This window comes from Picosynechococcus sp. PCC 7002 (assembly GCF_963860125.1).
GTDB lineage: Bacteria > Cyanobacteriota > Cyanobacteriia > Cyanobacteriales > MRBY01 > MRBY01.
Window position 1 is genome coordinate 1,232,751 of sequence record NZ_CAWLFA010000001.1, and the last position, 26,076, is coordinate 1,258,826.

The 26,076-nt window shown below is 49.2% G+C and carries 25 protein-coding genes and 1 tRNA gene; 13 read left to right on the top strand and 13 right to left on the bottom strand.

What is annotated here, in order from left to right; translation table 11 throughout:
• Nucleotides 1-2 precede the first annotated feature (2 nt).
• Together AACQ84_RS06075 and AACQ84_RS06080 are read left to right on the top strand one after the other, a co-directional pair.
• Nucleotides 3-2,504 carry a U32 family peptidase gene (locus AACQ84_RS06075; protein WP_012306812.1) on the top strand — a complete coding sequence of 834 codons (2,502 nt, stop codon included), beginning with the start codon at nt 3-5 and terminating at the stop codon, nt 2,502-2,504.
• Between the two features lie 155 nt (nt 2,505-2,659).
• Complete coding sequence (locus AACQ84_RS06080; RefSeq protein ID WP_012306813.1) at nt 2,660-3,727, top strand: hypothetical protein; 1,068 nt, start codon at nt 2,660-2,662, stop codon at nt 3,725-3,727.
• A gap of 1 nt (nt 3,728) precedes the next feature.
• Here AACQ84_RS06080 and cobA read toward each other — a convergent pair whose 3' ends face one another.
• Entirely contained in the window at nt 3,729-5,219 is a 1,491-nt protein-coding gene (gene cobA, locus AACQ84_RS06085; RefSeq protein ID WP_012306814.1) for a uroporphyrinogen-III C-methyltransferase, read from the bottom strand.
• A gap of 119 nt (nt 5,220-5,338) precedes the next feature.
• Between cobA and AACQ84_RS06090 the strand changes: the two genes are divergently transcribed.
• Together AACQ84_RS06090 and AACQ84_RS06095 are read left to right on the top strand one after the other, a co-directional pair.
• Nucleotides 5,339-6,025 (top strand): ATP-dependent Clp protease proteolytic subunit, encoded by a 687-nt coding sequence (locus tag AACQ84_RS06090; protein ID WP_012306815.1) that lies wholly within the window; start codon nt 5,339-5,341, stop codon nt 6,023-6,025.
• A 64-nt stretch (nt 6,026-6,089) separates the two neighbouring features.
• Nucleotides 6,090-6,689, top strand: a complete 600-nt coding sequence (locus tag AACQ84_RS06095) for an ATP-dependent Clp protease proteolytic subunit (protein WP_012306816.1) — start codon at nt 6,090-6,092, stop codon at nt 6,687-6,689.
• A gap of 87 nt (nt 6,690-6,776) precedes the next feature.
• Here the strand turns inward: AACQ84_RS06095 and miaA are convergent, their stop codons facing one another.
• From miaA to AACQ84_RS06110, 3 genes are all read right to left on the bottom strand, one after another.
• Entirely contained in the window at nt 6,777-7,673 is an 897-nt protein-coding gene (miaA, locus tag AACQ84_RS06100) for a tRNA (adenosine(37)-N6)-dimethylallyltransferase MiaA (RefSeq protein WP_012306817.1), read from the bottom strand.
• 7 nt (nt 7,674-7,680) lie between these two features.
• Nucleotides 7,681-8,016 (bottom strand): thioredoxin family protein, encoded by a 336-nt coding sequence (locus AACQ84_RS06105; RefSeq protein WP_012306818.1) that lies wholly within the window; start codon nt 8,014-8,016, stop codon nt 7,681-7,683.
• An 89-nt stretch (nt 8,017-8,105) separates the two neighbouring features.
• The gene (locus AACQ84_RS06110) at nt 8,106-8,822 is read right to left on the bottom strand and encodes an NnrU family protein (protein ID WP_012306819.1); all 717 of its coding nucleotides are present in this window, start codon (nt 8,820-8,822) and stop codon (nt 8,106-8,108) included.
• Between the two features lie 142 nt (nt 8,823-8,964).
• Here AACQ84_RS06110 and AACQ84_RS06115 point away from each other — a divergent pair, with 142 nt between their 5' ends.
• Nucleotides 8,965-9,945 (top strand): LysR family transcriptional regulator, encoded by a 981-nt coding sequence (locus AACQ84_RS06115; protein WP_012306820.1) that lies wholly within the window; start codon nt 8,965-8,967, stop codon nt 9,943-9,945.
• 14 nt (nt 9,946-9,959) lie between these two features.
• On the opposite strand, the gene AACQ84_RS06120 is transcribed toward AACQ84_RS06115, so the two are convergent.
• The gene (locus AACQ84_RS06120; RefSeq protein WP_012306821.1) at nt 9,960-10,496 is read right to left on the bottom strand and encodes a TIGR02652 family protein; all 537 of its coding nucleotides are present in this window, start codon (nt 10,494-10,496) and stop codon (nt 9,960-9,962) included.
• A 98-nt stretch (nt 10,497-10,594) separates the two neighbouring features.
• Here AACQ84_RS06120 and queA point away from each other — a divergent pair, with 98 nt between their 5' ends.
• Nucleotides 10,595-11,671, top strand: coding sequence for a tRNA preQ1(34) S-adenosylmethionine ribosyltransferase-isomerase QueA (gene queA, locus AACQ84_RS06125; RefSeq protein WP_012306822.1), 1,077 nt, complete (start codon nt 10,595-10,597; stop codon nt 11,669-11,671).
• Nucleotides 11,672-11,747: 76 nt separating this feature from the next.
• On the top strand, nt 11,748-13,031 hold the full coding sequence (locus AACQ84_RS06130) for a TldD/PmbA family protein (RefSeq protein ID WP_012306823.1): 1,284 nt from the start codon (nt 11,748-11,750) through the stop codon (nt 13,029-13,031).
• Nucleotides 13,032-13,280: 249 nt separating this feature from the next.
• On the opposite strand, the gene AACQ84_RS06135 is transcribed toward AACQ84_RS06130, so the two are convergent.
• Nucleotides 13,281-14,267, bottom strand: coding sequence for an RNA polymerase sigma factor, RpoD/SigA family (locus tag AACQ84_RS06135; RefSeq protein ID WP_012306824.1), 987 nt, complete (start codon nt 14,265-14,267; stop codon nt 13,281-13,283).
• Nucleotides 14,268-15,306: 1,039 nt separating this feature from the next.
• Here AACQ84_RS06135 and AACQ84_RS06140 point away from each other — a divergent pair.
• On the top strand, nt 15,307-16,539 hold the full coding sequence (locus tag AACQ84_RS06140) for an LL-diaminopimelate aminotransferase (RefSeq protein ID WP_012306825.1): 1,233 nt from the start codon (nt 15,307-15,309) through the stop codon (nt 16,537-16,539).
• A gap of 88 nt (nt 16,540-16,627) precedes the next feature.
• Here the strand turns inward: AACQ84_RS06140 and AACQ84_RS06145 are convergent, their stop codons facing one another.
• The 3 genes from AACQ84_RS06145 to pyrE all read right to left on the bottom strand — a co-directional run bounded on the left by AACQ84_RS06145 (nt 16,628) and on the right by pyrE (nt 18,467).
• Nucleotides 16,628-17,251: an esterase/lipase family protein gene (locus tag AACQ84_RS06145; RefSeq protein ID WP_012306826.1), complete on the bottom strand. Its 624-nt coding sequence runs from the start codon at nt 17,249-17,251 to the stop codon at nt 16,628-16,630.
• Nucleotides 17,252-17,290: 39 nt separating this feature from the next.
• Nucleotides 17,291-17,722, bottom strand: a complete 432-nt coding sequence (locus AACQ84_RS06150; protein WP_143589432.1) for a hypothetical protein — start codon at nt 17,720-17,722, stop codon at nt 17,291-17,293.
• Nucleotides 17,723-17,870: 148 nt separating this feature from the next.
• Nucleotides 17,871-18,467 (bottom strand): orotate phosphoribosyltransferase, encoded by a 597-nt coding sequence (gene pyrE, locus AACQ84_RS06155; RefSeq protein ID WP_012306828.1) that lies wholly within the window; start codon nt 18,465-18,467, stop codon nt 17,871-17,873.
• 93 nt (nt 18,468-18,560) lie between these two features.
• Here pyrE and AACQ84_RS06160 point away from each other — a divergent pair, with 93 nt between their 5' ends.
• The gene (locus AACQ84_RS06160; protein WP_049761719.1) at nt 18,561-18,977 is read left to right on the top strand and encodes a hypothetical protein; all 417 of its coding nucleotides are present in this window, start codon (nt 18,561-18,563) and stop codon (nt 18,975-18,977) included.
• A 116-nt stretch (nt 18,978-19,093) separates the two neighbouring features.
• On the opposite strand, the gene AACQ84_RS06165 is transcribed toward AACQ84_RS06160, so the two are convergent.
• A tRNA-Ile gene (locus AACQ84_RS06165) sits at nt 19,094-19,166 on the bottom strand.
• 82 nt (nt 19,167-19,248) lie between these two features.
• Between AACQ84_RS06165 and AACQ84_RS06170 the strand changes: the two genes are divergently transcribed.
• Nucleotides 19,249-19,941, top strand: coding sequence for a hypothetical protein (locus AACQ84_RS06170; protein ID WP_012306830.1), 693 nt, complete (start codon nt 19,249-19,251; stop codon nt 19,939-19,941).
• A gap of 39 nt (nt 19,942-19,980) precedes the next feature.
• Nucleotides 19,981-21,420 carry a hemolysin family protein gene (locus AACQ84_RS06175; RefSeq protein ID WP_012306831.1) on the top strand — a complete coding sequence of 480 codons (1,440 nt, stop codon included), beginning with the start codon at nt 19,981-19,983 and terminating at the stop codon, nt 21,418-21,420.
• On the opposite strand, the gene psb35 is transcribed toward AACQ84_RS06175, so the two are convergent.
• Together psb35 and AACQ84_RS06185 are read right to left on the bottom strand one after the other, a co-directional pair.
• Nucleotides 21,417-21,626, bottom strand: a complete 210-nt coding sequence (psb35, locus tag AACQ84_RS06180; protein ID WP_012306832.1) for a photosystem II assembly protein Psb35 — start codon at nt 21,624-21,626, stop codon at nt 21,417-21,419. The two genes, AACQ84_RS06175 and psb35, sit on opposite strands and share 4 nt — an antisense overlap.
• 53 nt (nt 21,627-21,679) lie before the next feature.
• The gene (locus AACQ84_RS06185) at nt 21,680-23,038 is read right to left on the bottom strand and encodes a type IV pilus twitching motility protein PilT (protein ID WP_041443444.1); all 1,359 of its coding nucleotides are present in this window, start codon (nt 23,036-23,038) and stop codon (nt 21,680-21,682) included.
• 673 nt (nt 23,039-23,711) lie between these two features.
• Between AACQ84_RS06185 and AACQ84_RS06190 the strand changes: the two genes are divergently transcribed.
• Together AACQ84_RS06190 and wecB are read left to right on the top strand one after the other, a co-directional pair.
• Nucleotides 23,712-24,083: a hypothetical protein gene (locus AACQ84_RS06190; RefSeq protein ID WP_012306834.1), complete on the top strand. Its 372-nt coding sequence runs from the start codon at nt 23,712-23,714 to the stop codon at nt 24,081-24,083.
• A 153-nt stretch (nt 24,084-24,236) separates the two neighbouring features.
• Nucleotides 24,237-25,349 carry a non-hydrolyzing UDP-N-acetylglucosamine 2-epimerase gene (gene wecB / locus AACQ84_RS06195; protein WP_012306835.1) on the top strand — a complete coding sequence of 371 codons (1,113 nt, stop codon included), beginning with the start codon at nt 24,237-24,239 and terminating at the stop codon, nt 25,347-25,349.
• Here wecB and AACQ84_RS06200 read toward each other — a convergent pair.
• The gene (locus AACQ84_RS06200; protein WP_012306836.1) at nt 25,336-25,944 is read right to left on the bottom strand and encodes a hypothetical protein; all 609 of its coding nucleotides are present in this window, start codon (nt 25,942-25,944) and stop codon (nt 25,336-25,338) included. The two genes, wecB and AACQ84_RS06200, sit on opposite strands and share 14 nt — an antisense overlap.
• Between the last annotated feature and the right edge of the window lie 132 nt (nt 25,945-26,076).

The window sequence follows — 26,076 nt, forward strand, 5'->3', positions numbered from 1 at the left end:
CTATGTCTACTCCCTCTGTTACCCCTGTAGAATCTAGCACCCTAATCAAAACCCCTGAACTGCTGGCTCCGGCGGGAAATTGGGACTGTGCGATCACCGCCGTGGAGAATGGGGCTGATGCGATTTATTTTGGGCTGGATAAATTTAATGCCCGGATGCGATCACAAAACTTTGTCGAGTCAGATTTGCCGGAGTTGATGGCATACTTACATCGGCGCGGCGTGAAGGGCTATGTGACGTTAAATACGCTGATTTTCACCTCGGAATTGGCGGCAGTCGAACAATATTTGCGGTCGATTATTGCGGCGGGAGTCGATGCGGCGATCGTCCAGGATGTGGGGCTGTGCCAATTAATTTGGCAATTGTCGCCCGATTTTCCGATCCATGGTTCGACGCAAATGACCGTCACCAGCGCCGCAGGGGTCGAGTTCGCGCAAAACTTGGGTTGTGATTTGGTGGTATTGGCGCGGGAATGTTCGATCAAGGAAATCAATAAAATCCAGCAGGAATTGGGTCAACAAAAGATCTCAATGCCGCTAGAAGTGTTTGTCCACGGGGCGTTGTGCGTCGCCTATTCTGGGCAATGTTTAACCAGTGAATCCCTCGGCGGACGGTCGGCCAATCGCGGAGAATGCGCCCAAGCCTGCCGGATGCCCTACGAAATGATTGTCGATGGTAGGCCATTTGATCTGAGCGACAGACGTTACCTACTAAGCCCCCAAGATTTGGCGGGATTACCTGTTTTGCCGGACTTAATTAAAGCGGGTGTCGTGTCGCTAAAAATCGAAGGACGCTTAAAACAACCGGAATATGTGGCCAGTGTCACCCAAGTGTATCGCCAGGCCATTGATCGGGCGGTGCAGGGCATTGAGCAGGACATTTCAGACCAGGAAAAATATCAATTGGAAATGGCCTTTTCGCGTGGGTTGTACACGGGTTGGCTCGACGGCATCGATAATCAAAGCCTTGTTCATGGTCGCTTTGGCAAGAAAAGAGGCGTATTTCTTGGTGAAATCAAGCAAATTCGTGATGGTCGCGACAAACAAGTTATTTTGCACTTAGAAGCGCCCCTAAAGGCTGGGGATGGGGTGGTCTTTGATCAGGGGAAACCCGCAGATCGTGAACAAGGGGGGCGAGTTTACGCCGTTGAAACCCAGGGAAAAGATACGATTGTTACTTTTGGGCGGCGGGATGTGGACTTGCGCAGGGTGCGGGTTGGTGATCGCCTCTGGAAAACCAGCGATCCAGAACTGGATAAAAAATTGCGCCAAACCTTTACCAGTGAAAAAATTCAGTTTCAGCGGCCCATTACGATAGAAATTCACGGAGAAATTGGTGAAAAATTGACGGCGATCGCCCGCGATGGGCAGGGCAATATTGTCCAGGTCAGATCGGAAATTCTTCTCGACACCGCAATCAAAAAACCCCTAACAACGGAACGTTTAACGGAACAATTTGGCCGCTTAGGGAATACCCCTTTTTATCTCCAACATTTAGAAAATAATCTGCTTGGTGAGGCCATTCTTCCCGTGAGCGAACTAAATCGAATACGACGGGAAATAGTCAGTCAATTAGAAACTTTACGCGCTCAACCGAAGCGTTGGCAACTGAATAGCAATGCCTCTTATCGAAGCTTATTGCCGACTGTCGAAAAAATAGCACCACAGGCAGCACAAATTATTGTTTTAGTGCGTAATTTAGCGCAATTAAAAGCTGTTTTAAAGACTAATATCCAAACTATTTATTGTGAATTTGAAAATCCGATTAACTACCGTGAAGCAGTTAAACTGGCGCAACAAACTGAACAGCAACCGGAAATTTGGGTGGCACCGCCCCGAATCACCAAACCTAAGGAACAGTACATTCTCAATCAAGTGCTGTCTAGTCAAGCAGATGGCTATTTGATTCGCAATTATGATCAGCTCAAATTCTTTAAGAACGAACGGATTACCGCTGATTTTTCTTTAAATATTTCCAACCCAATTAGTGCCAATTATTTTAAACAAACTTTTCCCCTAGAACGTCTCACGGCCTCCTATGACCTCAATATTCACCAGTTAGAATCACTCCTTAAAAAAGCACCACCCCACTGGTTTGAAATCACGATCCACCAACATATGCCGATGTTTCACATGGAGCATTGTGTTTTCTGCGCGTTTCTCTCCGATGGCACTGACTTTACGAATTGTGGTCGCCCCTGCGAAAGCCATGAAGTGAAATTAGGCGATCGCACGGGTATTGAGCATGTTTTAGTTGCCGATGCGGGCTGTCGGAATACGGTGTTTAATGGCACCGCCCAAACTGGCGCAGAATATATGCAACATTTTATAGATTTGGGAGTGCAGCACTTCCGCGTTGAATTTGTGGACGAATCTCCCGCAGAGATTACCAAAACCGTTGATCTTTACCAAAAATTACTCACAGGAAAAATTTCTGGGGCACAGCTTTGGCAAACCCTCAAGCTCCAAAATCAATTAGGGGTGACCCGTGGTTCGCTAGAATAAAAAGGCGATCGCCCTGCTTCATTCAATAAAAAAACTGTCACAGATCAGCGTCAGTAATGGGCTGCACCAAAATTATGGGTCGTTAAGTAGACTTATCGTAGTCGCCAAGCCTAAGACGCCACAACACATCACATCAACGTTCCAGATAAACTTCTATGACTTTACCCTTTAATGCGGCCCCCACCGAAGCACGGGTTAAACAATTTTGGCAACTCGCCGCCAGTTTTGGGATGGAGCGTAATGCCTACCATAATTACCTTAATGAAATCGTCAGCGATCGCTATGCCCTGATCAGCGGCCTCCAGATTTTGCGGGATGAATTGCAATTTGTTGCCTCCGATTCAACGGATATTAAAGCTTGTGGGGCCGATATGAGTTTGCCCAGTGTGGTGACGACCCTCGCCTACACCAACTGCGGCGATCGCATTCACCAGGGGGAAGCCACAAAACGTTATCGAGATGTCGTTGCCTCCCGTTTTGCCACCCTCTCGGAAATTGGCGAATTAAAATTAGAGGCCTTTTTCCCGGCAGGCGGAGGCACCGATGACGGCGAAACCTTAGCTCATGTGACCGTAGCCCACGAGCTAGATGAATCTTTAAAGCGGCGTGTGTACGCAGGCAATCCCCAGTCCATTTCCCTCGTGGCCATTGATCTCAAAACCCATGTGGGCCGACTGCGTCAGGATGGCAAACAGGTTTATGGCAAAACCCGTGAATCGCCGTGGCGCGAACCCCGCAACGCCTGTGGTGCAATTGTCGGTACTTTGAAAAATTACAACGCCCATAATCCGATCCATCGCCGCATTCGCAATGATTTAGGGGAAGAAAATTTCCATTTTTTAGCCCACAATGCCGTCCTGACGGATACAAAAAAAATTGACATTACGATGGCGGTGGCGGCCAATATTGTGGCGATTCGCGGCATTCGTAATACAGCGGTGGCGATCGCCCAAGAATTAGACGAACGGGGTTTAGCACACCTCACCGCTAGCACCACGGTCAATCGCCCTTCCCGCGACGATTTGGTGATTTATCTCGCCCGGGCCACGGTCTTTAACGGCAGCATCAAAATCCAAAGTATCGGTACCGATGCCCGTTTATATGGCGGCAAAATCGTTGAATATGCGGGCGAAAAACGCCTCCAATTGCATTACGCCGACTGGAATTTAGACAATCTCCCCATCGAAGAAATCCCCTATCAAGTCCGCTCTTCGGGATTGTGAACTATACGCAATTGTCCAGAATGACATCCCGTAAGCCTTCTAGGGTGTAGACCTCGGCTTCGAGATCAACCCGCTGGAAAAGGTTTAAACAAGTCTGGGAAGTTTGGGGGCCAATGGAGGCAATTTTCAGCGGTTTTAATAACGCTAAATCCCCCCCCTGCTGCTGAATTAGCTGCCAAAAGTTGCGCACTGTTTTAGAGCTCGCAAAGGTTACTAGATCAATGGTTTGTGCTTCGAGAGCTTGCCAGACCGCCGCCGGAATTTGTCGCGGACAGCCCGATTCATAGGCGGGCACTTCAACCACCTGGGCACCCTGTTGGGCGAGCTCTTGCACCAGGATTTTTCGGCCTCCCGTTTCGACCCGGGGAAAAAGAATTTTTTGATTTTGCAGAGGATCTGGGAAATTTTCCACTAAGGAATCTGCAATAAAATCGGGGGGAATATAGTCCGCTTTGAGGCCGTGCTGGCGCAAGAATTTTTCTGTTTTTTTGCCGACGACGGCAATTTTGAGCTTGCCTAAGGCGCGGACATCTTTGCCCAAGGTTTCGAGTCGCTGGAAAAAATATTCAACGCCATTGGCCGAGGTGAGAATCAGCCAATCAAAGGTTTCTAGGGTGGCGATCGCCTGGTCGAGGGGTTCCCAGGTGGAGGGCTCACGAATCTCTAAAGCGGGCATTTCCAAGACCTTTGCGCCAGTTTCTGCCAAAAGTTTGGTAAATTCGCTCGATTGCGACGCAGCGCGGGTAATCAGAATTGTTTTGCCACCCAATGGAGCCCGATCCATGTAATCCTCCCGGAGACTAACTACCTGACCCACAATGATCACACAGGGCGAAAGTTTTTGAACCGTCGCCGTTTGCTTCGTAATGGTCTGTAACGTTCCCGTCCAGACCTGCTGCTCTGGTAATCCCGCCGCCCGCACAATGGCCACTGGTAAATGAGGCGATCGCCCCGCTGCCATCAAGCGCCGACAAATGTCTTCTAAATTGCGTCCCCCCATCAAAAAAACCAAAGTTTCCAATTGGGCTAGGGCTGTCCAATCAAAGGCCTCTAGATCATGGGCTGTCCCTACAAAAAAGCCGCGCCCCAAATCCTTGTGGGTAAGGGGAATTCCCGCTAGCAAAGGTGCTGCGAAGGCCGATGAAATGCCAGGAATCACTTCAAAATCACAGCCCGCCCCTTGGAGTGCCAAAATCTCTGGGTGCGATCGCCCAAAAATATACGGATCTCCCCCCTTCAGGCGCACCACCCGTTTTGGCGATTGTCCATGCTCAACCAAAAGGCGATTAATTTCTTCTTGGGGCGTACTCTTTTGGCCGCCTCGCTTACCGACGAATAACCGTAAACAGTCCTGGGGCAGCAGATCCAACAGTTCTTGGGAACCCAGGGCGTCGTAAATCACCACTTCCGCCCGTTGGAGGATCTCCCAACCTCGCACCGTTAAATAGTTCTTTGTCCCTAAACCCGCTCCTAGCAAAAATACTTTTCCCATGTGCGATCGCCCTAAACCACCGTCAAACCTTGCGTTAAAATTAGATGCTAAGACAAAATCAGACAAAAACACCCCGCAACCGTAACGCCAACACGTTACCCAACGCATTAAAAAGATCTATGAACTCACCGATTCAGGCTGTACAAGCACCCTACAGAGGTGGCGGCTCCACCTACAGGACGCCACCGCCAGATCTCCCTTCCTTACTGTTAAAAGAACGCATCGTTTATCTCGGCCTTCCCCTCGTCTCTCCCGATGAGTATAAAGATCAAATTGGCGTTGATGTGACCGAGCTGATCATCGCCCAACTGTTATTTTTACAGTTTGATGATCCCGATAAACCGATTTATATGTACATCAACTCCACCGGGACTTCTTGGTACGGTGGTGATTCCATTGGGTTTGAAACAGAAGCCTTTGCCATCTGCGATACCCTCAACTACATCACGCCGCCAGTGCATACCATTTGTCTCGGTCAAGCGATGGGGACAGCGGCCATGATCCTTGCTGCTGGTACGAAGGGCTGCCGCGCGAGCCTGCCCCACTCGACGATTATTCTCCACCAAGCACGCCAAGGGGCCCAGGGCCAAGCCTCCGATATTCAAATTCGGGCGAAGGAAGTGATCGAAAACAAACGGACAATCCTGCAAATGATGTCTAAATATACAGGTCAACCCCTCGAAAAACTCGAAAAAGACACTGACCGGATGTTTTACATGACACCCCAGCAGGCCCTCGAATACGGCATTATCGATAAAGTGCTCGAAAGTTCGAAGGACTTGCCGTCCCCCGTACCGGCTCTGTAGTCTTCGTGATTGCTTAAAATCACCCCATTTTTTCCCGTTGTTCAGATCAAGGTAAACAAAATCCATGCCCATCGGTGTACCCAAAGTTCCCTATCAAATGCCCGGTCAGCCCTATTCTGACTGGATCAATATCTATGACCGTTTGTACCGTGAACGGATTATTTTCCTCGGTCGGGGTGTCAATGATGCTTTGGCAAACCAGATTATTGCCATCATGCTTTACCTCGATTCTGAAGATCCCAGCAAGCCGATCTATCTCTACATCAACTCCCCCGGTGGCTCAGTGACAGCGGGTCTGGCGATTTACGACACGATGAAACACATCAAGTCGGAAGTAGTCACCATTTGTGTGGGCTTAGCGGCTTCTATGGGGGCGTTTTTGTTGTCTGCGGGCACGAAAGGGAAGCGTCTGGCCCTGCCCCACTCCCGGATTATGATCCACCAACCCCTCGGTGGGATCCAAGGTCGTCGTCAAGCGACAGATATTGACATTGAAGCCAAGGAAATTATCCGCATTAAGCATCAACTCAATGAATTGATGGCGGCCCACACGGGTCAATCCATCGAAAAAATTGAGAAGGATACGGATCGGGATTACTTTATGTCAGCCCAGGAAGCGTTGGAATATGGCCTGATCGATAAGGTAATTGAAGAACGTCCTTAATGTTTGTCTGATTTTTCAACCTTAAATTCGTTGAAGCATTCTTTCTCGCGAAAGGGTGCTTTTTTATGTGGAAAATCTTTCAAATCTCTATTGTTGAGTAATGAGATTGAGGGCTTGCTCAAGGAGATCTGGGGCGGTGTTATCGAGCCAGTGAATATCTGGATTGGCGCGGAACCAAGTGCGTTGGCGTTTGGCAAATTGGCGGGTGTGGAGCACGGTGTTGGCGATCGCCTCTTCTAATGTCCCTTGACCGCGTACATAATCCCGAAATTCCGCATAACCGAGGGTGTTCAGGAGGGGCAGATCCCAACCGTATTTTTTACCCAAGCGTTCAACCTCAGCAACAAAGCCTTGGTCAACCATCTGCTGGGTGCGTTGACGGATCCGTTGATCGAGGTGGTCGGGAGCGCAATCGAGACCAATTTCGAGGATCGAATAAGTCGGCGAATTTTCTCCCTGTTGGCTGCTAATCGGCTCCCCAGTGACATAAAAAACCTCTAGGGCCCGGAGGGTACGCACTTGGTCATTGGGGTGAATTTTCTGACAAACTTCTGGGTCAACCTGCCGGAGCAGTTGGTAGCTATAGGCTTGGCCCAGGTCGGTGAATTGTTGGCGCAGATCCGGTTGAGGCGCAACCCGGGGAATTTTTAAACCTTTGGTAATCGCTTTAATGTAAAGGCCAGTGCCGCCGACGAGTAAAACGGGTTTCTGTTCGGCGTGAAATTGCGCGATTAGTGCTTGGGCCTGGGCTTGATATTCCGCCAAGGTGAGCGTTTCTGTCGGTTCGCAGATATCGATCAGGTAATGGGGAATGCTTTGCTGCTCTGCAGGGGTTGGTTTCGCTGTACCGATGTCGAATTCTTTGTAAATTTGACGCGAATCGGCGCTAAGAATTACCGCGTCCAGTTTTTCGGCAAGTTTGAGGGCCAAACCGGATTTACCCGTCGCGGTGGCACCACAGATGACGATGAGGGGGGCAGTCATAAAAAATTTAGGGGATCACCACGCCCTGGAGGAGTTGTTCGAGCTGGGCATTAAGGCGATCGCGGTTTTGGAACTTATCGATGCGCTCGACGATCGTGCCATCGTTGAACAAAATTAAAGTCGGGAGGGTTTTGAGGCGATAGGTATTGGCGAGCTTTAGGTTATCGTCGGCATTAACATCGACCAAAAGAAATTGTCCTTCCCATTCCTTTTGCAACTTCACCAAAAAGGGATGGAGCAAATGACACAAACCACACCAGGGTGCCCAAAAGTTCACCAAAACAGGTTGATTGGCTTCTAAAACAGTCTGGGTAAAATCCGCTTCGGTGATTGATAGAACCATAATTGCCTGTTCTTTTCGCTCACATACTCAATATTATCTGTGGTCTCTTATCTTACCTGTATCGGTCCTGGGGATCATCTTTTTTTCCGTTACCAGGGCACTTTAGCCGTCATCACCATCAACCAGGGGTGTCCCCACCAGAGCAGGGCAATAAAGGCTGTAACACCGACATAGGCAGGCTTGAGGAATTCTTCTAGTTTAAGCTGTTGACGTCCCTGGAGAATCGCCAGAAAGGGAATGATCGAGGTGCGTTCTTTCACCGCCAGAAACGTCTGTCCATAACGGGATCTCAGACGGCGATCGCCATGCCAAACCGCGAAAATATGGTGAGCCATCAAGCCAATGGAAGTAAGCAACGTAAAAGAGCTTCCAATCCAGAGGGTATGGGCCACGCACCAAATCAGCTGACCGACCATCTGGGGGTGACGGGTAATGCGAATGATCCCCTTTTCGTAGAGATGCACCTGGGGTTGCTTGACCGCCGCAATTTCGAGCAAGTTAAAGGTTGAGGGATACAAAAAGAAAAAAGAAATCGCCGACAGCCACCACACCGTCGGTTTCACCCAAGCGTCCCCCTGGACTTGCCACAACACCAGACCATCATAGCGGTGGTTAAAAAAGTAGATAATCAAACAAGTCGCGAAGGGAATACTGACTAAAGCAAACAGTACCCGGTACAGGCGAGAACCAATTTTTTGTTCGCCCCAGGGACGCAACGCCGCCAAACCACTATGGGCGATCGCAAAACCAAGCAAAAGACCTGCCATAATCCAGTGACTTGTCGAAAACCAGCTCAAATCCGTCATAATTCCGTCGATCGAAGTATTTTGCTTAAAATTAGTACAGGCTATATTATCCATGAAAAGAGATACGATCCCCTTATTATGGTACTGTCAATCATAAAACCAGCCGTGATCCCTCTTTGTCGTCCCTTTTTGCCGAGGCTATATGTCTGACATTCCATTTACCCTGGATCAACTCCGTATCCTCAAAGCCATCTCCACCGAAGGAAGCTTTAAACGGGCAGCAGATAGTCTCTACGTCTCCCAACCTGCCGTCAGCCTCCAGGTACAAAACCTCGAAAAACAGCTCAATGTCCCCCTCTTCGACCGGGGTGGACGGCGCGCCCAACTCACCGAAGCCGGCTATCTTCTCCTCGATTACGGCGAAAAAATTATTACCCTCTGCCAAGAAACCTGTCGGGCCATCGAAGATTTACAAAATCTCCAGGGGGGCACCCTGATTGTCGGCGCCTCCCAAACCACGGGTACCTACCTCATTCCCCGGATGATTGGTTGCTTCCGGCAGAAATACCCCGATGTGGCAGTCCAGTTACAAGTACATTCGACGCGACGCACCTCCTGGGGAGTGGCTAACGGTCAAGTGGATCTCGCAATCATTGGCGGCGAAGTTCCTTCGGAGTTGCAAGATACGTTGAAAATCGTGCCCTATGCCGAGGATGAACTGTCCCTGATTTTGCCCGTGAGTCATCCCCTCGCCAAGGCAGAAACCATTTATCGAGATGATTTGTACAAACTGAAATTCATTGCCCTCGATTCTCAATCGACGATCCGCAAGGTCATTGATCAGGTCTTAACCCGCTGCGATATCGATACCAAACGGCTCAAGATTGAAATGGAACTTAATTCCATCGAGGCAATTAAAAATGCTGTGCAGTCGGGTCTAGGGGCTTCCTTTGTCTCAGTGACGGCCATTGAGAAAGAACTACGGATGGGGGTGCTGCACCGGGCGCGCATTGAAGATGTGGAAGTGCGGCGTATTTTAAGCGTGATCGTCAATCCAAACCGTTATCGCTCCAAGGCAGCGGAAGCCTTTTGTCTCGAAATTTTGCCCCAATTTGCCAATCAGTTGAAAAAGTTTGATTTGAGTGAGCTGATGCCCCAGGGTCTAGAATCCGGTCAAAAATAAGGGTTTGATGGGGATTATTCTCGGCTCAGGTAATGGTAGGGATAACGCCGGGGGGAGCCGGGTTCGGTTTCAAGCTCGAAGTTGACAATCTGCCAGCGGTCTTGGCGATCGCCAGCATCATGAAAAAACACAGGCAGACCGTATAGGTGGGGCACTGAAGGGGTGACCGCATAGTCCGTTGAGGTTATGTCTCCCCGTCCAGGGGCCGATTTAAAATCGAGGGTGCGCCGCATTAAAGTTTGGTAGCGTTGGGCGATGGTAATTTTGGTAGCCCGTAACCCCTGGGTGTAAAGGCGATCGAGGGCTTCATGGATCTCAAAGCGAATGCCATCGGGATGGGTATGTTGGCGGTACCATTTTTCCTCCCAGCGCTTCCATTGGCGACTGGATTGAAGGTGTACCAAGATTTCTGTTTCTGGATCTGCTTCAAAAGCACCATGGCGATCGCAGAGATAACTATCCGTCAAAGTTAACGCTGGAATCATTTGACGACAATGGGGACAGGGAATTTCAGCACCAAAAATAGGGTAATGTAAGCTAGATTCAACCATTGCACTTGTGTCGGTATAGTTGGAATAAAAAAATTTTGCTGTGCCGTCCTCAAAGTTGTGTTCATTATATCGGAGATTTTTATTCGCTTCAGTGAGCTATGAACCCAGACCAAAGCCTCTCAAGTTATGACTACGACCTGCCGCCGGAACGCATCGCCCAAACCCCTGTCACTCCCCGTGATCGTTCCCGTCTGTTAGTGCTTGATTCTGTCGATAGCATCCAGCATCAGCATTTTTACCACCTGGTTGATTGGCTACAGCCCAATGACTTGTTGGTGATGAACAATACGAAAGTGATCCCGGCACGGCTCCATGGCCGTAAGACAACGGGCGCTCCGGTAGAAGTCCTCCTCTTGGAAGAACGTTCAGCAGATACTTGGCTGGCTTTAGTGAAACCGGGGAAACGTTTTACCCTAGGGTCAGAAATTTTATTCACCGCGCCCCATGATTTGAGCCAAACCCTGAAAGCAACGGTGGTTGATCGAGACCCAGAGACAGGGGGGCGCTTACTTGAATTTCAGTTGCGGCCAAACCAAACCCTTTGGTCTGTGTTAGACGATTTTGGGGAGATCCCTTTCCCTCCCTATGTGACGGACTCTGAGGCGAAACCCGACCAGTATCAAACGATCTATGCAGAGACTCCTGGGGCTGTGGCGGCACCGACGGCGGGGCTACATTTTACGCCAGAAGTGTTTGAGGCGTTAGAACAAAAGGGTGTAGAAAAAACTTTTGTGACCCTCCATGTGGGGGTTGGCACATTCCGCCCGGTGGAAGTAGAAGATATCACCGCCCATGATATGCACTATGAGTGGATTGACGTGCCGGAGGAAACAGTGAAAAAAATCCGGGAAACGAAAGCAAAGGGCGGTCGGGTCATTGCGGTCGGGACAACGGTTGTGCGATCGCTAGAGGGAATGGCCGCCGCTTCTCCTGGGGAATTACAGTCTTTCCAGGGACAAACCAATTTATTTATCTATCCGGGTTACGAATGGCAGGTGGTGGATGGGCTGATCACGAATTTCCATTTACCAAAATCGAGCTTGCTGATGCTAGTTAGTGCGTTGATCGGGCGCGAAAGATTGCTCGACGTTTACCAGGCGGCGATCGCCCAGGAATATCGTTTCTATTCCTTTGGGGATGCGATGCTCATTTTGCCTGAGGCGAAAGTCTTTTAGGGACATTAGGATTGAATCGAAAGTTTCCGCTAAGTGGCGTTATTTACAGTTTGTAGGGTATCGGTAGGAAAATTTTATGAGCGATTTTGCCCAGCAGCTCCTGGATTTGGCACATCAGGGGGGAGCCGAGTTTGCGGAAGTTTACCAGGGAAGTTCCGTTTCCCACCCCGTCACCTTTGAGGCGAATCGTCTCAAACAATTAGAAACGGCTGAATCCATCGGTACGGCACTGCGGCTTTGGTACCAAGGGCGGCCTGGGCTCGCGGTGGCCTATGGCCATGTCGCACCACAACTATTAGTAGAAAAGGCGATCGCCTTGAGCCAACTCCAGGAACCGACGCCCCTAGAAGTCTGTGAGCCGCGCCGTGATATCAATCCTCCCATTGGCACTGCCATGGCCGTGGAAACTCTAGTCGAGAAAGGTAAAGTGGCGATCGCTCAACTGCGCGATCACTATCCCGATATTCTCTGTAGCGGTGTATTCGACTGCGAATCGAGCCATACGCTCCTGGTCAATTCCGAAGGTCTCTATTGCACTGCCGCCGATATTTCCCTCAGCTATGGCCTAGAGGTGGAGTGGGTGCGGGGGGATGACTTTTTGGGCATTTATGATGGGGATATTACCCAGGATTCCCTCGATCCAGAGGCAACGGTACACAGGATTCTGGAGCGTCTCCACTGGGCGAAGCAAAATAGTCCGGCCACCACAGGCAAAATACCAGTAATTTTCACCAGTAATGCTGCGCCCCTGCTGTGGTCAACGGTTGCCGCCGCCCTCAATGGGAAAAATATCCTCGAAAAGTCTTCTCCTTGGAGCCAAGCCCTCGGCCAACGGGTCGCCTCATCCCAGATCAGCCTCTACCAAGACCCCACCGCCAAACCTTACATTTGCCACTTTGATGACGAAGGTACCCTGACTCGCTCTTTGTCCCTGGTGCGGGAAGGTTCTGCCCAAGACATCTACGGCGATCGCCAAACAAGTCGAAGCCTTGGGATGCGACCGACGGGCAACGGATTTCGGGCCAGTCTCGGGCGCTATCCAACCCCAGAGCTCGTTAATTTGATTGTTGCCCCTGGCGCAGGCAATCTTAACACAATTATTTCGCAATTAGATACGGCAATTGTCGTCGATCAAATCCTGGGAGGAGACGCAGACCTTTCGGGAGATTTTTCCGTCAATATTGACCTGGGCTACCAGGTACGACAAGGGCAAATCACCGGACGGATTAAGGATACGATGGTCACTGGCAACGTTTATGAAGCCCTCAAACAAGTTATTCAAGTGGGAGGTGATCGCCGCTGGCAGGGTTCTTGTTATACCCCCTGCATTGCCCTCGAATCTTTGTCTATTGTTGCCTAGAAAATCATCTATTGCCTTTGCAAGCGTACCTGTCAGTGCTGTGTGCTGGCATTTTTGGCAATAAAAAAGGTGGGACCACCCACCCTGTACATCCTTGAGAGAAAAACACCATCTTTAGAATACTCTTAGTTGATAAATTAAGTCAACAATATTAAAAATCTTTTTTATTAGCCGTCCAGATGGACAAAAAAAAGATGGGGAGAATGCCCCATCTCAGAATGCCTAAGTCATGGTGAAAAGTTGAAAAATTTAGCTGGCAACCAGATATTCACGAATTTGCGATCGCCGGCGCCGCAGATGATTCAAAGCCTGGCGTTCTAGCTGGCGTACCCGTTCCCGACTGAGGTTCATGCGTTTGCCAATTTTTGCCAGGGATAGTTCTTTGCCATCGTTCAGGCCAAAGCGCAGAATAATCACTTCCTGTTGCTGGGGGGTCAAATCCGCGATCAGGTCGCGCAAATCCTGTTTGAGCAACTCATAGGTGACGTTGTTGTCGGGGGATTCGCCGCTGTCTTCGAGTAAGTCCATTAACTCGGTATCTTGATTATCGCCAACCCGGACATCGAGGGAGATTGGGTGCCGGGAAACACGGAAATATTCACGGATTTGGGCCGGCTCTAATTCGAGGGCTTCGGCGATTTCAGCGATGGTGGCCGCCCGGCCTAGGTCTTGGGCCAGTTGCCGCTGGGTTTTCTTAATTTTGTTGAGCTTTTCGGTAATGTGGATCGGGAGTCGAATCGTGCGACCCTGTTGGGCGATCGCCCGGGTGATCGCCTGGCGAATCCACCAGTAGGCATAGGTGGAGAACTTATACCCTTTTGTGGGGTCAAACTTCTCGACACCCCGTTCTAAACCAAGGCTGCCTTCTTGGATCAAATCTAAGAATTCTAGGTTGCGCTTTTGATATTTCTTGGCGATCGCCACCACAAGCCGGAGATTTGCTTCAATCATCTTGCGCTTTGCCCGTTCCCCGATTTGGAGATCCCGTTGGAGTTGCTTCGGTGTCAGTTGAGCGGCCTCGGCCCATTCTTCACGGGTTGCTTCGCGATCAAGGGATTCTTCTAGGGTTTGGCGTTTTTCCTGGAGGGCCATCAGGCGCTGAACCTGTTTCCCATAGACAATTTCTTCTTCGTGGGTTAACAAGGGCACCCGACCGATTTCCCGGAGATAGGTACGCACCATATCCGCAGAACTTTTGCCGTTATTGGGGGCTTGTTGAAGATTTACTTTAGGCATTTACGCTTTAACTCCTTAAATCTAAAGAACGAAGAACTATATGGTGCGGCCCAGGGGGGCAGATACTTTACAAAACAATCATCATGTAGGTCACAATCTAGAACACAAAGAATTTTTCTAAAAAATAAACGACATACCCTTTAACTTTCTTACGCTTTATAACTTTTAATTGAGCGCTCACTACTTTAGACGGGCAACAATCGAAAAAGGTTCAACGATTCATTAAAATCTCAGGGATGGGGAATTCATCGGCGTTCTATACTTAATTCTCCTTGATTGACCAAGAGCTTGAAAAGGGGAAAAGATGCGGGATTACCGAACTTGGAATATCGACAGACTCAATTAGAAATATAGTGTCGTTGCAATATGTTATTCAATGCGATAAGGGTGGCCCTTGCGGGGAAGACATCTCTCAAAAATGAGACCTCTATTGCAGTAGAGGTACAGGGAGATGCCCATAAATTAAGACTTTTCACTTCTTATAGTGTATCTTCTCGCGCGAATAAGATCAAGTTCGGTGGGGTTAACTCCACCTAGGGATAGACTTTTTTGCCCATGGTGGCAGTATCCCTTGTGATGATCACTACCGTTTAAAAGATTGAAAAAGAATATTTTTTTGACCAATAAGTCCAGTTTATTCAAAAAAAGGCGCTTTGTATACCTTTAGGAAAAAGATAATCTCAGCAAAAATAAGGGCATTTAGGCCAGAAATGAAGAACGTAGAAGTATTTTGGCAAGCCAGGGATTTCACCTAAAAATTAACGGTTGATAATCCTTCTCAAAAATAAAAGAATGTCCTTGTTAGTCCAGGAAACCGAGGTGGCGATCGCCTTTGGATCAAGATCTATTCCCAGAGTTGCAGAATTTGTGCCGTGATGGGATGGCGTTTCGATTTTTGTAACCCGGTGCGATGGATTGGTCAGGTGAGTAGCGATGGATAATTTTTCCGGCCTCTTCACCCCAAAAAGATCTAGCGGCTTCCCTGGGGCATGGGATGATAGGTTAAGCTGTCTTACGGTCTTTTGCCCCTGATTTTTCTATGGTTAGAATTAACGAAAATTACCTCAAACTTAAAGCAGGTTATCTCTTTCCCGAAATTGCCCGGCGAGTGAATGGGTTTCTAGCAGAAAACCCCAATGCGCCCATTATCAAATTAGGGATTGGTGATGTCACCGAACCATTACCCGCTGCCTGTCGAGAAGCGATGGCAAAGGCCATTGACGACATGGGCGATCGCGCCAACTTTAAAGGGTATGGCCCTGAACAAGGCTATGCTTGGCTACGGGAAAAAATTGCCGCCCACGACTTCCAGGCCCGCGGTTGCGACATTGACGCCTCTGAAATTTTTGTGTCTGATGGTGCCAAATGCGATACCGGGAACATCCTTGATATCTTTGGCAAAGACAATACCATCGCCGTCACTGACCCTGTTTACCCCGTTTACGTTGATACCAACGTGATGGCAGGACATACCGGAGAAGCCGACGAGTCTGGTAAATATGGTGGCCTGACTTACATCCCCATCACCGCTGACAATGACTTTGTCGCCCAAATCCCCACAGAAAAAGTCGATCTGATCTATCTCTGTTTTCCCAATAATCCCACCGGGGCAACGGCGACGAAAGAACAGCTCCAAGCTTGGGTGGATTATGCCAAGACCAATGGTTCAATTATTTTCTTTGACGCTGCCTATGAAGCGTTCATTACCGACGAAAGCCTACCCCACTCGATCTACGAACTAGAAGGAGCGAAGGATTGCGCCATCGAATTCCGTTCTTTCTCTAAAAATGCAGGCTTTACGGGGACTCGGTGTGCCTTTACCGTTGTGCCGAAAAATCTGACTGTTACTGCGAGCAATGGCCAAGCCGTGCAACTCTGGAGCCTCTGGAACCGCCGTCAGTCCACCAAATTTAACGGCGTTTCTTACATCGTCCAACGGGGAGCAGAGGCCGTTTATTCTGAAGCGGGTCAAGCCCAAATCAAAACACTGATCGATTTTTACTTGGAAAATGCGGCCATTATTCGCCGGGAACTCCAAGCGGTTGGTTTTGATGTCTATGGCGGCGTGAATGCGCCCTATGTCTGGGTTAAAACCCCTGCTGGTTTATCGAGTTGGGACTTTTTTGACAAGCTCTTGATTAACTGCAATGTGGTCGGCACCCCAGGATCTGGTTTTGGGGCCGCTGGGGAAGGCTATTTCCGTATCTCTGCTTTCAATAGCCGTGAAAATGTGCTCGAAGCAATGAAACGGATCACAACGGCATTCCAATAGGGATTTAGTAATTTCTAAACGTTGAGTTAAAAAATTTGCTGTTGATCTTTTGAGGCGCACCGGAGTGCGTCTTTTTTTATGACCTTTACTAAGACGCGGGAGAGTGGGGGCGCAAAATGTCGCGGACAGTCTGTTGGAGGGGCAAGTGATTCATCATAAAAGTGTGCAGTACCGGTAATTGGATCACAGGATCTGCTGGAGAAAGGCGTGTTTCTTCTAGGGCAACAATGCCATCATTAAATTCTTCGCCAAATGGACTTAAGCTCCCCCTGGGGCCACCGACGCCAGCAATTACCGTGTAGGGTGCATCTAAATTGGGGAGAGCCTTGTAAAAAGCCGGATCTGTTAAATTAAACCCACATTGGCCTGTCCACCAGCGAAAAGGAGGCAATTGCCAAGCCCAAGCCGCTAAACGAGGTGGTTGGTTCGGGGTGCCTAACATCACCACATGTTCTGGGTCTGGAGTTTTCGGGCAAGTGAGGGCAGCCCGCGTCAGGACTCCCCCTAAGGAATGGGCCACGATACTGTATTTTCCGGTTTTGGCGATCGTCTGAATTTTTTGGCGGAGCCGTACCACAATCTGCTCAAAACTTTCCGTAGCCGCAAAATAGCCAAACTGCTCCGTTGCCCAACCATGGCGCTCCAAATATTGAGCTAACCCCAGGAGAGAAAAGGGCGTCCGGCTGAGGCCGTGAATACATAAAATTTTCATTGATTACACTGCACAATCGCCGCTCATAATACAAAAACCCTAGGCGGCAGGAATTGTTTTTCTGATCCGATGGTAACGTTTTTGGAGCCACTGGTACGACACCAAATTCAGCAAAATACCAATCCCCAGGAGTAACGTCATCAACACAAGCTGATACCAGGGAGCTTGCACCACAATGTCTGCGATCAAATGGCCCACATTTAGCACTGAATATAATGAAGTCACCAAAAAATGTAGTCGCCGAAACCCTTTACTGTTGGTGAAAGTCGTCAAAATGATCAACACCATGGGGATGGCGAAGAAAAAAAGCATAAACCCGAAAACGAGATCTAGGTTGCCTCCAGCATGGGAATGCTCCACCGCCTGGTCATGGAACAGAGGCATCAATCCCAAGTCCGTATGAAACAAGGTTCCCAAAAGAAAAGCTATCCAAAGGGCGTTGATCTGTGTCGGGTAGCGATTCGCCATTATCCTAAGCTCCACCATGGCCACTTGCCTCAGTCATAGCACTGCCGCACCAACCTAGCCAAGGGAGCATTTACCAAACATTACGCAGGGGCTAATTCCAAAAGTCCCCACCAGATTGAGTGAGGACTTTGATTAGATTCAATGTCTGGGACTAAGCATTTAAAGCGCGGTAGGCGGCTTGTACTTCGGTGATCGTAAACAAGCTAGAAAATTTGAGATTTTGGCTAGCGTAAAATTCGGCCCCTCCCTGCTGACGGTCAACAAGGGCAATAATTTCTTCTACTTGGTAACCGGCATCCCGGAGACGCTCAACGGCTTGGGCGGCGGACTGTCCAGTGGTCACAACATCTTCAAGGACAACCACTTTCGCGCCTGGGGTAAGGGATGGCCCTTCGATATAGGCTTGGGTGCCGTGGCCCTTTGCTTTTTTGCGAATAATCAGAGCCGGAATGGGACAATTTTCGTAGGCTGACACAACACTGACGGCGCTAACAATCGGGTCAGCCCCTAGGGTTAAACCAGCGACGGCGGCAACGTCTTGATCGAGCTGAGCAAGGATCAGACGACCGATGAGGAGCGCTCCCATTGGGGTGAGGGTGACCAATTTACCGTTGATATAGTAGGTGCTTTTTTGTCCGGAAGAGAGGGTGAAGTCGCCTTCTTTATACGCATCTGTGGCGATTTGATTGAGGAGTGTTTGTCTGAGGGTGGCTTGATCAGCGGTCAGGAGGTCAGAAAGGGCAGGCATGGTTGTATATGAAGTTCAGTACAGAGAAAACTTGACCAATTGGGTTTTGTGAGCAAAGATGCTGGTAAAGATTTGACTTATGGATGTAATGCCATGAAAAAATGGTTTCATCATTTAACCACAGTTTTTGTGGTAGGTGCGGCGGTACAGGGAATTGGCCAAGGGGCGATCGCCCAAACGTATCTAGAGGGAAGATACCCCACTTACCCAGAACATACAAATGATGTATTTACCCGCGCCCTCTACTACGAGTTGCAGGATACCTTTGCGAGCTTTAGCACGGGCCAAGTACTCAATGATTATTTTGGTGTTTCCCCCTTTGGCTTGAATGGGGCAGGCTATCCTGAACAACGGGCGAAACGAGATATCAAGAAAATCGATATTCTTTACCGGGATATTTTGTTGCAACAGGTAGGCAGTGACCCGGTGCTGCGTACCCAAGATTTGCCGAATCCGTTTAACTCTTCCCTGCAAACGGAAGCTGCTTTCGACTACAACATGGGTTATTAGGGCGCAATAACATTCACCCAAGCGGCAATGCTCCCAAACGAAAGGTGATCGCCTTTGGGGCGTTTTTTTCGCAACCTTAAATTTGCAAATTTGAAGCTCGAAAACTTATCTGAAAGTCCAGGGTGCAGGAGTTGAACCTGCCTGGGACGAATTATGAGTTCGTTGCCTAAACCGCTCGGCCAACCCTGGCAAATTTGTTGGGGCGATTTTGCCCACAGGCTATCATAGTACAATTTCTTCTCTTCCTTAACTGTTCCCTCGGCGATCGCCCATGAAGTTTCAAACGACCCTGGCTTTTACTTTCTTGCTCCTGCTTGCAATGTTTGGTGCTGGAACGGTGAGTGCCCTCTATGGCTTTACAGTGGGTTACGAAGCCCTAAAAGGTGTCAAGCAGCCCGAAGGAAATCCGAGTCAGCAACTGATTCGTAGCCGTCAGCCAGACAATAGCGAAGCAGATCCCGCCGAAAATTTAGAATTTGTGTCCGAGCGATCAATTATTGTGTCTGTTTACGATCAGATCCAGGCCCAAGAAAAGGAACTCCAAAAGGCCACCCCGGCAGCAACACCGCAAAAGGACGCCTTTATTGAGGAACAACCTGCGGAAACCGCCGACCAAAAAACCTTTCCCCTCAGCACCAGTGCAGACGATGTCACTTTAGAAATTGTAAGCGGCCAACTTTCTGGTAACGATTGGCTCATGGAAGTAAACCTGCAAAATAATGGCCAGGAAGCGGTGAATTTTTTGTATAACTTCCTTGAAATTAAAACCGAAACGGGACGATTGTTAAGTACCCAAATGGACGGTCTCCCCAACGAAATCCCTGCAAATCGGCAAAAGTATGCTGGCACCATCCGGATTCCGGCAGTGATCCTGGATGAGACGCAAACCCTGTCGCTCCAACTTCAGGACTATCCAGACCGGGAAATTTCCCTAGAACTTTCTCAGATTCCAGTGATACGTTAGGTAGAAACAGTACGCCTGCAAGGGTTATAGCACAATTCCATGTTATCGAGCGGTGAAATTTTAGTCCGATTATTGTCTGTGTTGTTGCTGATCGCAATTAATGCTTTTTTTGTGACCGCAGAATTTTCGATTGTCTCGGTGCGGCGATCGCGCATTAGTCAACTAATTGCGGAGGGGGATCTCCAGGCCAAGATGGTGCAAGCCCTCCAGTCCCGCTTGGAACGCCTCCTCTCGACGACCCAGTTGGGGATTACCCTCTCTAGTTTGGCCCTGGGCTGGATTGGTGAAGATACCATGGCGACGGTTATTGCTCAATTTTTGGTGGGATTGCCTCTCCCCGACGACTGGATTCAACCCTTTGCTGTTTCTATTTCGATCCCTTTTGCTTTTTTCTTAATTGCTTATTTACAGATCGTCTTGGGGGAACTCTGTCCTAAATCCTTGGCTCTCTCCCATGCCGAAGAAATGGCCCGCTGGTTGGCCCCTCCCAGTTTGGCGATCGCCCGAATTTTTAAACCGTTTATTTGGATCTTGAATCAATCTAACCGTCTCCTGTTGCGCCTTGGGGGCATTGCGCCGATTCAGCAGGGGCTTTGGTATGACCGACTGACACCAGAAGAACTCCAACTGATTATCACCACCGAACAAGAATCCATGGGCCTAGAGGCGGAGGAACGGGAGCTTTTAAGTAATGTCATTGAATTTGGTGATGTGGTTGCCGAAGAAATTATGACGCCCCGCACCAAAATCCATGCGATCGCCAACGGCGCGACCCTCGGCAAACTGTTGCAAAAAGTCAGCCAGACCAATCACTCCGCCTATCCTGTTTATGGAGAATCCATCGATGACATTGTCGGTTTTGTGCGCTTCCGGGATTTTGCCAAACCCCTAGCCGCCGGGGGGATGAATCTCAATACGGCCATTAATCGCTGGGTAAAGCCTATTCCCTTCGTCGCCGAGGGTACCCCGATCGCCGACCTCTTGCCGAAAATGCAGCGCACCAAACAACCGATGGTCATGGTAGTAGACGAATTTGGGGGTACCGCCGGGCTTGTCACCCTCAAAGATATTATTAATGAAATTATTGGCGATGAACTCGACAGTCATCCCAATGCGCCACTCCATTTCAAAGCTTTAGATCGACAGACTTTCCTGGTCGATGCCCAAATTGATCTCGAAGAACTCAATGATTTGCTAAATGTTGAATTGCCCTACACCGACGATTATCAAACCCTCAGTGGCTTTTTGCTCTACCAATGGCAAAAAATCCCAGAAACGGGTGAAGTCTTTCACTTTGAAGACCTGAAATTTCAAGTGATGGGTATTGATGGCCCCCGCCTCCAACAGGTCAAGATCACCCGCGACCCCTCTGACATTGAGGCGATCGCCGAATTTGATTTTCCTCCAGAGCCAGAGGATCATCCAGACATGGAAGAAATCCTTGGCCCGGACTTTAAACCCAGCGGCGGAACCGACTAAGACTGATCCTGGGACTCTTTTTTCTGCAAATCTGGAATCAGATCCGGGCGTTTGGCATCTTCCCAACCCGAAGGCCGCTTGGAATTAAAAAAGGCGATCAGACCAATGGATACCGCCGCCACGAAGCCCACCACGTAAACGAGGGTGAAGTATAAAGGGAAGGGTTGGCCAGCAACTGCCAAAAATAGAGAATGAGAATCGGACATAACTTCTTGATCGTTACAATTCGTTACAAGCTTACCAAGAAACGGGTCTCTGCCTAGATCCGTCCCCGGAGCATCATCGCCATTTCGTTGGGCGTCGGCGATTTTTCTAGGGCGATTTCCTCTGTAATCCGGCCTTCTTGGTAGAGGTTAAACAACGACTGATTCATGGTGACCATACCATCAAATTCACCATTTTGCATCAGTTCAAGCATTTTGTCGTACTGACCGCTGACGATGTAATCTTTCATGGTTTCGGTATTCACTAAAATGTCATGGTAAGCAGCCCGCTTTCCATCGGTGGTACGGCATAGCCCTTGGGCGATGACAGAAACCAAGGATTCGGCGATCGCCACCTTCATCGCATTTTGCTCATCTGCACTGTAGAGATTAAGAATCCGTTCAATAGTTTTAATCGCACTGTTGGTATGGAGCGTTCCCATGACAAGGTGCCCCGTTTGCGCTGCTTTGAGGGCCGTATTAACCGTTTCTTTATCCCGCATTTCCCCAACCAGGATAATGTCTGGGTCTTCCCGGAGGGCCGCTTTGAGCGCGTTGTCAAACTTTAGGGTGTGCATCCCCACTTCCCGGTGCTTGATCAAAGATTTCCGACTTTGGTGAACAAATTCAATCGGATCTTCAATGGTGATGATATTCTTTGGGTGGGTTTTGTTGATGTAATCTACCATTGCCGCCATGGTTGTGGATTTACCCGAACCCGTTGGCCCTGTAACCAGAACGAGGCCTTTTTCTGCATCAGAAATATTCTTAAAGATGGGTGGTAGGCGCAACTGCTCCATGGTCAAGATTTTGAGCGGAATCAAACGCAAGACCAACGAGGGGCCATTTAGAGAATCAAAAATATTGATCCGCACCCGGGCGAATTCGTATTGGGTTGCGCCATCAAAATCGAGACTGTCCTTAAAGCGTTGGATTTCCTGTGGTTTAAGCACTTCATGCAGCCAAGCATAAAACGTATCTTGGTCAGTCACAGGGTATTCAGTGATCACCATTTCCCCCCGATCACGATACCGAGGCACTTCCCCGACCCCAAGGTGCACATCGGAAAATCCTTCTTTGTGAGCCCTGGTGACCAGTTCCTTTAAACTCGGTTGCCCTGGCCCCCGTTGGGGAATTCGTTCGGCATTAGCCCCTAAATATTGTCGAGGTGGCGTAGGTAAAGGCGGTGGGGGCGGCATCCGTTGCAGCGGCGGTGGCGGAGGTGGAGAGGCCGGGCGACGTTGTTGGGGTTGGGCCGTGGGCTGGGGACGTCGCTGTTGGGGCATCACAATTTGTGTTTCATCCGCCGAAACAGCAGGTTGGGGCCGTGCAGAGATAATTTGGGTTGCCTCGCTGGCAGGGGGAACGGGAGGACGGGAGCCCGCAGAACGGTTCGGAGGCATGGAATCACTCATAGGTATCTTTCCGCAATGGAGGGGACTGAAAATGAGGGGACACCCTGGTGTTGTGTGGGTTTAACCGGGGAATTTTGCCTAAATTTATTGGCTGACTTTCCCTATGGTAACTTGAAATCTTCGCTCTGCTAAAGGGGAAATGCTGTAGGCGATCGCCTTTATCCTGACCCAAAAATCAAAGATCGCGCCCTTCATCTTTAACGATTTGCTACCAACATAATCTCCAGCTCTATCTAGGGATCTTTTGCCACAACATTTCTAATGTTTTCTGAGGCAGTCCCCAAGGGGCAAACAATCTCTTTTAAACCGAGCATAAATACCCATAACTTGATGTGAATTAATGTAACAGAATCTCAGGTGCCAAGGCAAAGTTTTGACGACAAAAAAGCGTTTAATAGCAGTCCAGAAACGGCTTTTTATTACCTGAGTATAAATAACTATTTCTAATGACCTAGAGGGAGCAAAAGACTTGAATAATCAGTAGTTTCGATATTTTCCCTTGAATTTCTACCATAAAAAAAAGCTTTAGAAATTAATTTATGTAAAGGGATTCTCATTTTCACCTAATTCCTGTTTATACTATTTACTATCGAAGGGCATCAACACCCAGAAATATTGATGCTTCCATTTAAGTTTTTTGACAACTAAACATATCCCTGGGAGGGGACAGATTATGGACTACTCATCGACGCGCAGTTGGGATTCAGCTTACCTATCTGTACTATTAAAAAGCTTTTTGATCTGGAGTTTTACGCTACTGGTTTGCCTTTTGGTTGTCGGTTTTCCAATCGTTGTTTTAATGATGACTATTGGTTCGCTCATGGCCATTGTGCTCCAGTCTATTTTGCCGGTTAGTGCAGTGCTCGTTGTTGCCGGGACGATTATTGGCGGCACCTTGATGGGCATTTTGGTCGCAGCGGCAATGCTAACCGCCAAGGGAGTTCACCCGCAAGAGGTGACTTGGTTAACTTGGCTCCATGGAAATGCAGAGGTCGCATCGGATTCTATTTTTGCAGCCTGCCCTTTAACCTGTGAAGTTAGTTAGAGGCACACCTGTACACTGCCTCGTTGATTAGAGTTTTCCAAAGTTCATAGTGATCTAAAAAAAGATGCTTGTATCTACCCGGTAATTTGCCGGGTTTTTTCGTGACCGGCAAGGGAATCTGTAGAATAGATAAGATCTTTTGGTGAGTGTTTTATGCCCTCAGTTTGTATCACTCTTGGTACCCGCCCGGAAGCGATTAAGCTCGCGCCTGTGATCCGGCAATTTCGCCAGCAGTCTGATTTTAAAACCCATGTGATTTTGACGGGGCAGCACCGGGAAATGGTTGATCAGGTGATGCAGTGGTTTGATCTACGGGCCGATGATGATCTCGAAATTATGCAACCGGGACAAACCTTATCGGACATTACCTGCCGGAGCTTGGCGGGTTTACAGGCGATTTACCAAAAGTTATCCCCGGATATGGTGCTGGTGCAAGGGGACACAACAACAGCGTTTGCGGCAGCTTTAGCGGCGTTTTATCAGCAGATTCCTGTGGGCCATGTGGAAGCGGGCTTACGAACGGATAATTTAATGAATCCTTTCCCAGAGGAAGCCAACCGACGCCTAATTTCTCAGATTGCCCAGTTACATTTTGCACCGACTCCCCAGGCGATCGCCAACCTGAAAAAAGCGGACATTTTAGGGGGCACCTATTGCACAGGGAATACGGTGATTGATGCCCTTTTAGCCGTCGCAGCGGCAAATCCCCCCTGTGAGATTCCCGGTTTAGATTGGGAGCGGCAACGGGTGATTCTTTCGACGGTGCACCGCCGGGAAAATTGGGGTGAACCGCTCCAGGACATTTTGCAGGGGTTACATAAGATTGTTACGGCGTTTCCAGATGTGGCGATTTTATTACCGATGCACCGCAACCCCACGGTTCGGGAGCCAATTCAGCAAATCCTAGGCCAACATCCCCAAATTTTTCTCACCGAACCTCTAGATTACCCGCAGTTAGTCGGGGCGATGCAACGGAGTTATCTGGTACTCACGGATTCCGGGGGGCTCCAGGAGGAAGCACCGAGCTTGGGTAAGCCGGTGTTAGTTTTGCGAGAAAATACCGAACGGCCAGAGGCGATCGCCGCCGGTACGGCCCAATTAATTGGTACCGCCCAGGACAATATTTTCCAAGCGACCCAACTCTTGCTCACAAACCGGGAAAAGTATGAGCAAATGGCCAATGCGGTAAATCCCTTTGGGGATGGCACCAGTTCCGCGCAAATCTTGCAAATTGTGCGTGATTTTCTGCAAGCTAGGGCGGCGTAAGCTCCCGGGCCGGAGCGGAGTTCACAAAATCCCGGAGATTGACAGAGCTTGGGGCTTGGATCGTGTCTTGGCCCTGGAAATTAGGATTCTCCTGGGCGGACGTTGCTGGGTCAGGCTGAAAAGCGTCTGGGGGTGTTTGCGAATCGAGGGTCGGTACGCTGGCGACATTGTTAGGGGGGCGATCGCCTGCTGTTTGCCCACTGGGTTGACCCGCACTGGGATTGGGGTTGAGGGGCGGACTGGCGAAGTTTGGAATTCTGATATTCGCCCAATAGTTGGGATAGGGCGGCACGGAAGGCTGGTTGGTGGCGTACTGGGGAATCGCCGTCGGAATGTTGCGGAGTGCTTCGGGGGAGACCGTTTCGTAATCTTTGAGGATCTGTTCGCGGCTGTCGTTTTCGGCAAAGGTGGCCGTAGTGGGTTCGTCGGCCATAAAACTTGGCTCGGAGTCGCCATTGCCAAAGGTTTCATTAGCGGCTGTTTCCGTTGTTTCAGCGGGGCGATCGCCTTGACCGAATAAACCAACTGCCGCTGGCGTCAAAATTGCCCCAGCCAGGAACAAACCACCATATAAAAAATATTCTTTCTTTGCCATCTTGTTCAGATATAGTGCGAACTCATCTTCCTTCTAGCACATTGTTCCGTGTTTCGGTGTCGCGCCAAATTTGCCGATTAACATCCTAGGCGATCGCCGTCCCCAAACAAATTTGGGGAGAACTAACCCAGC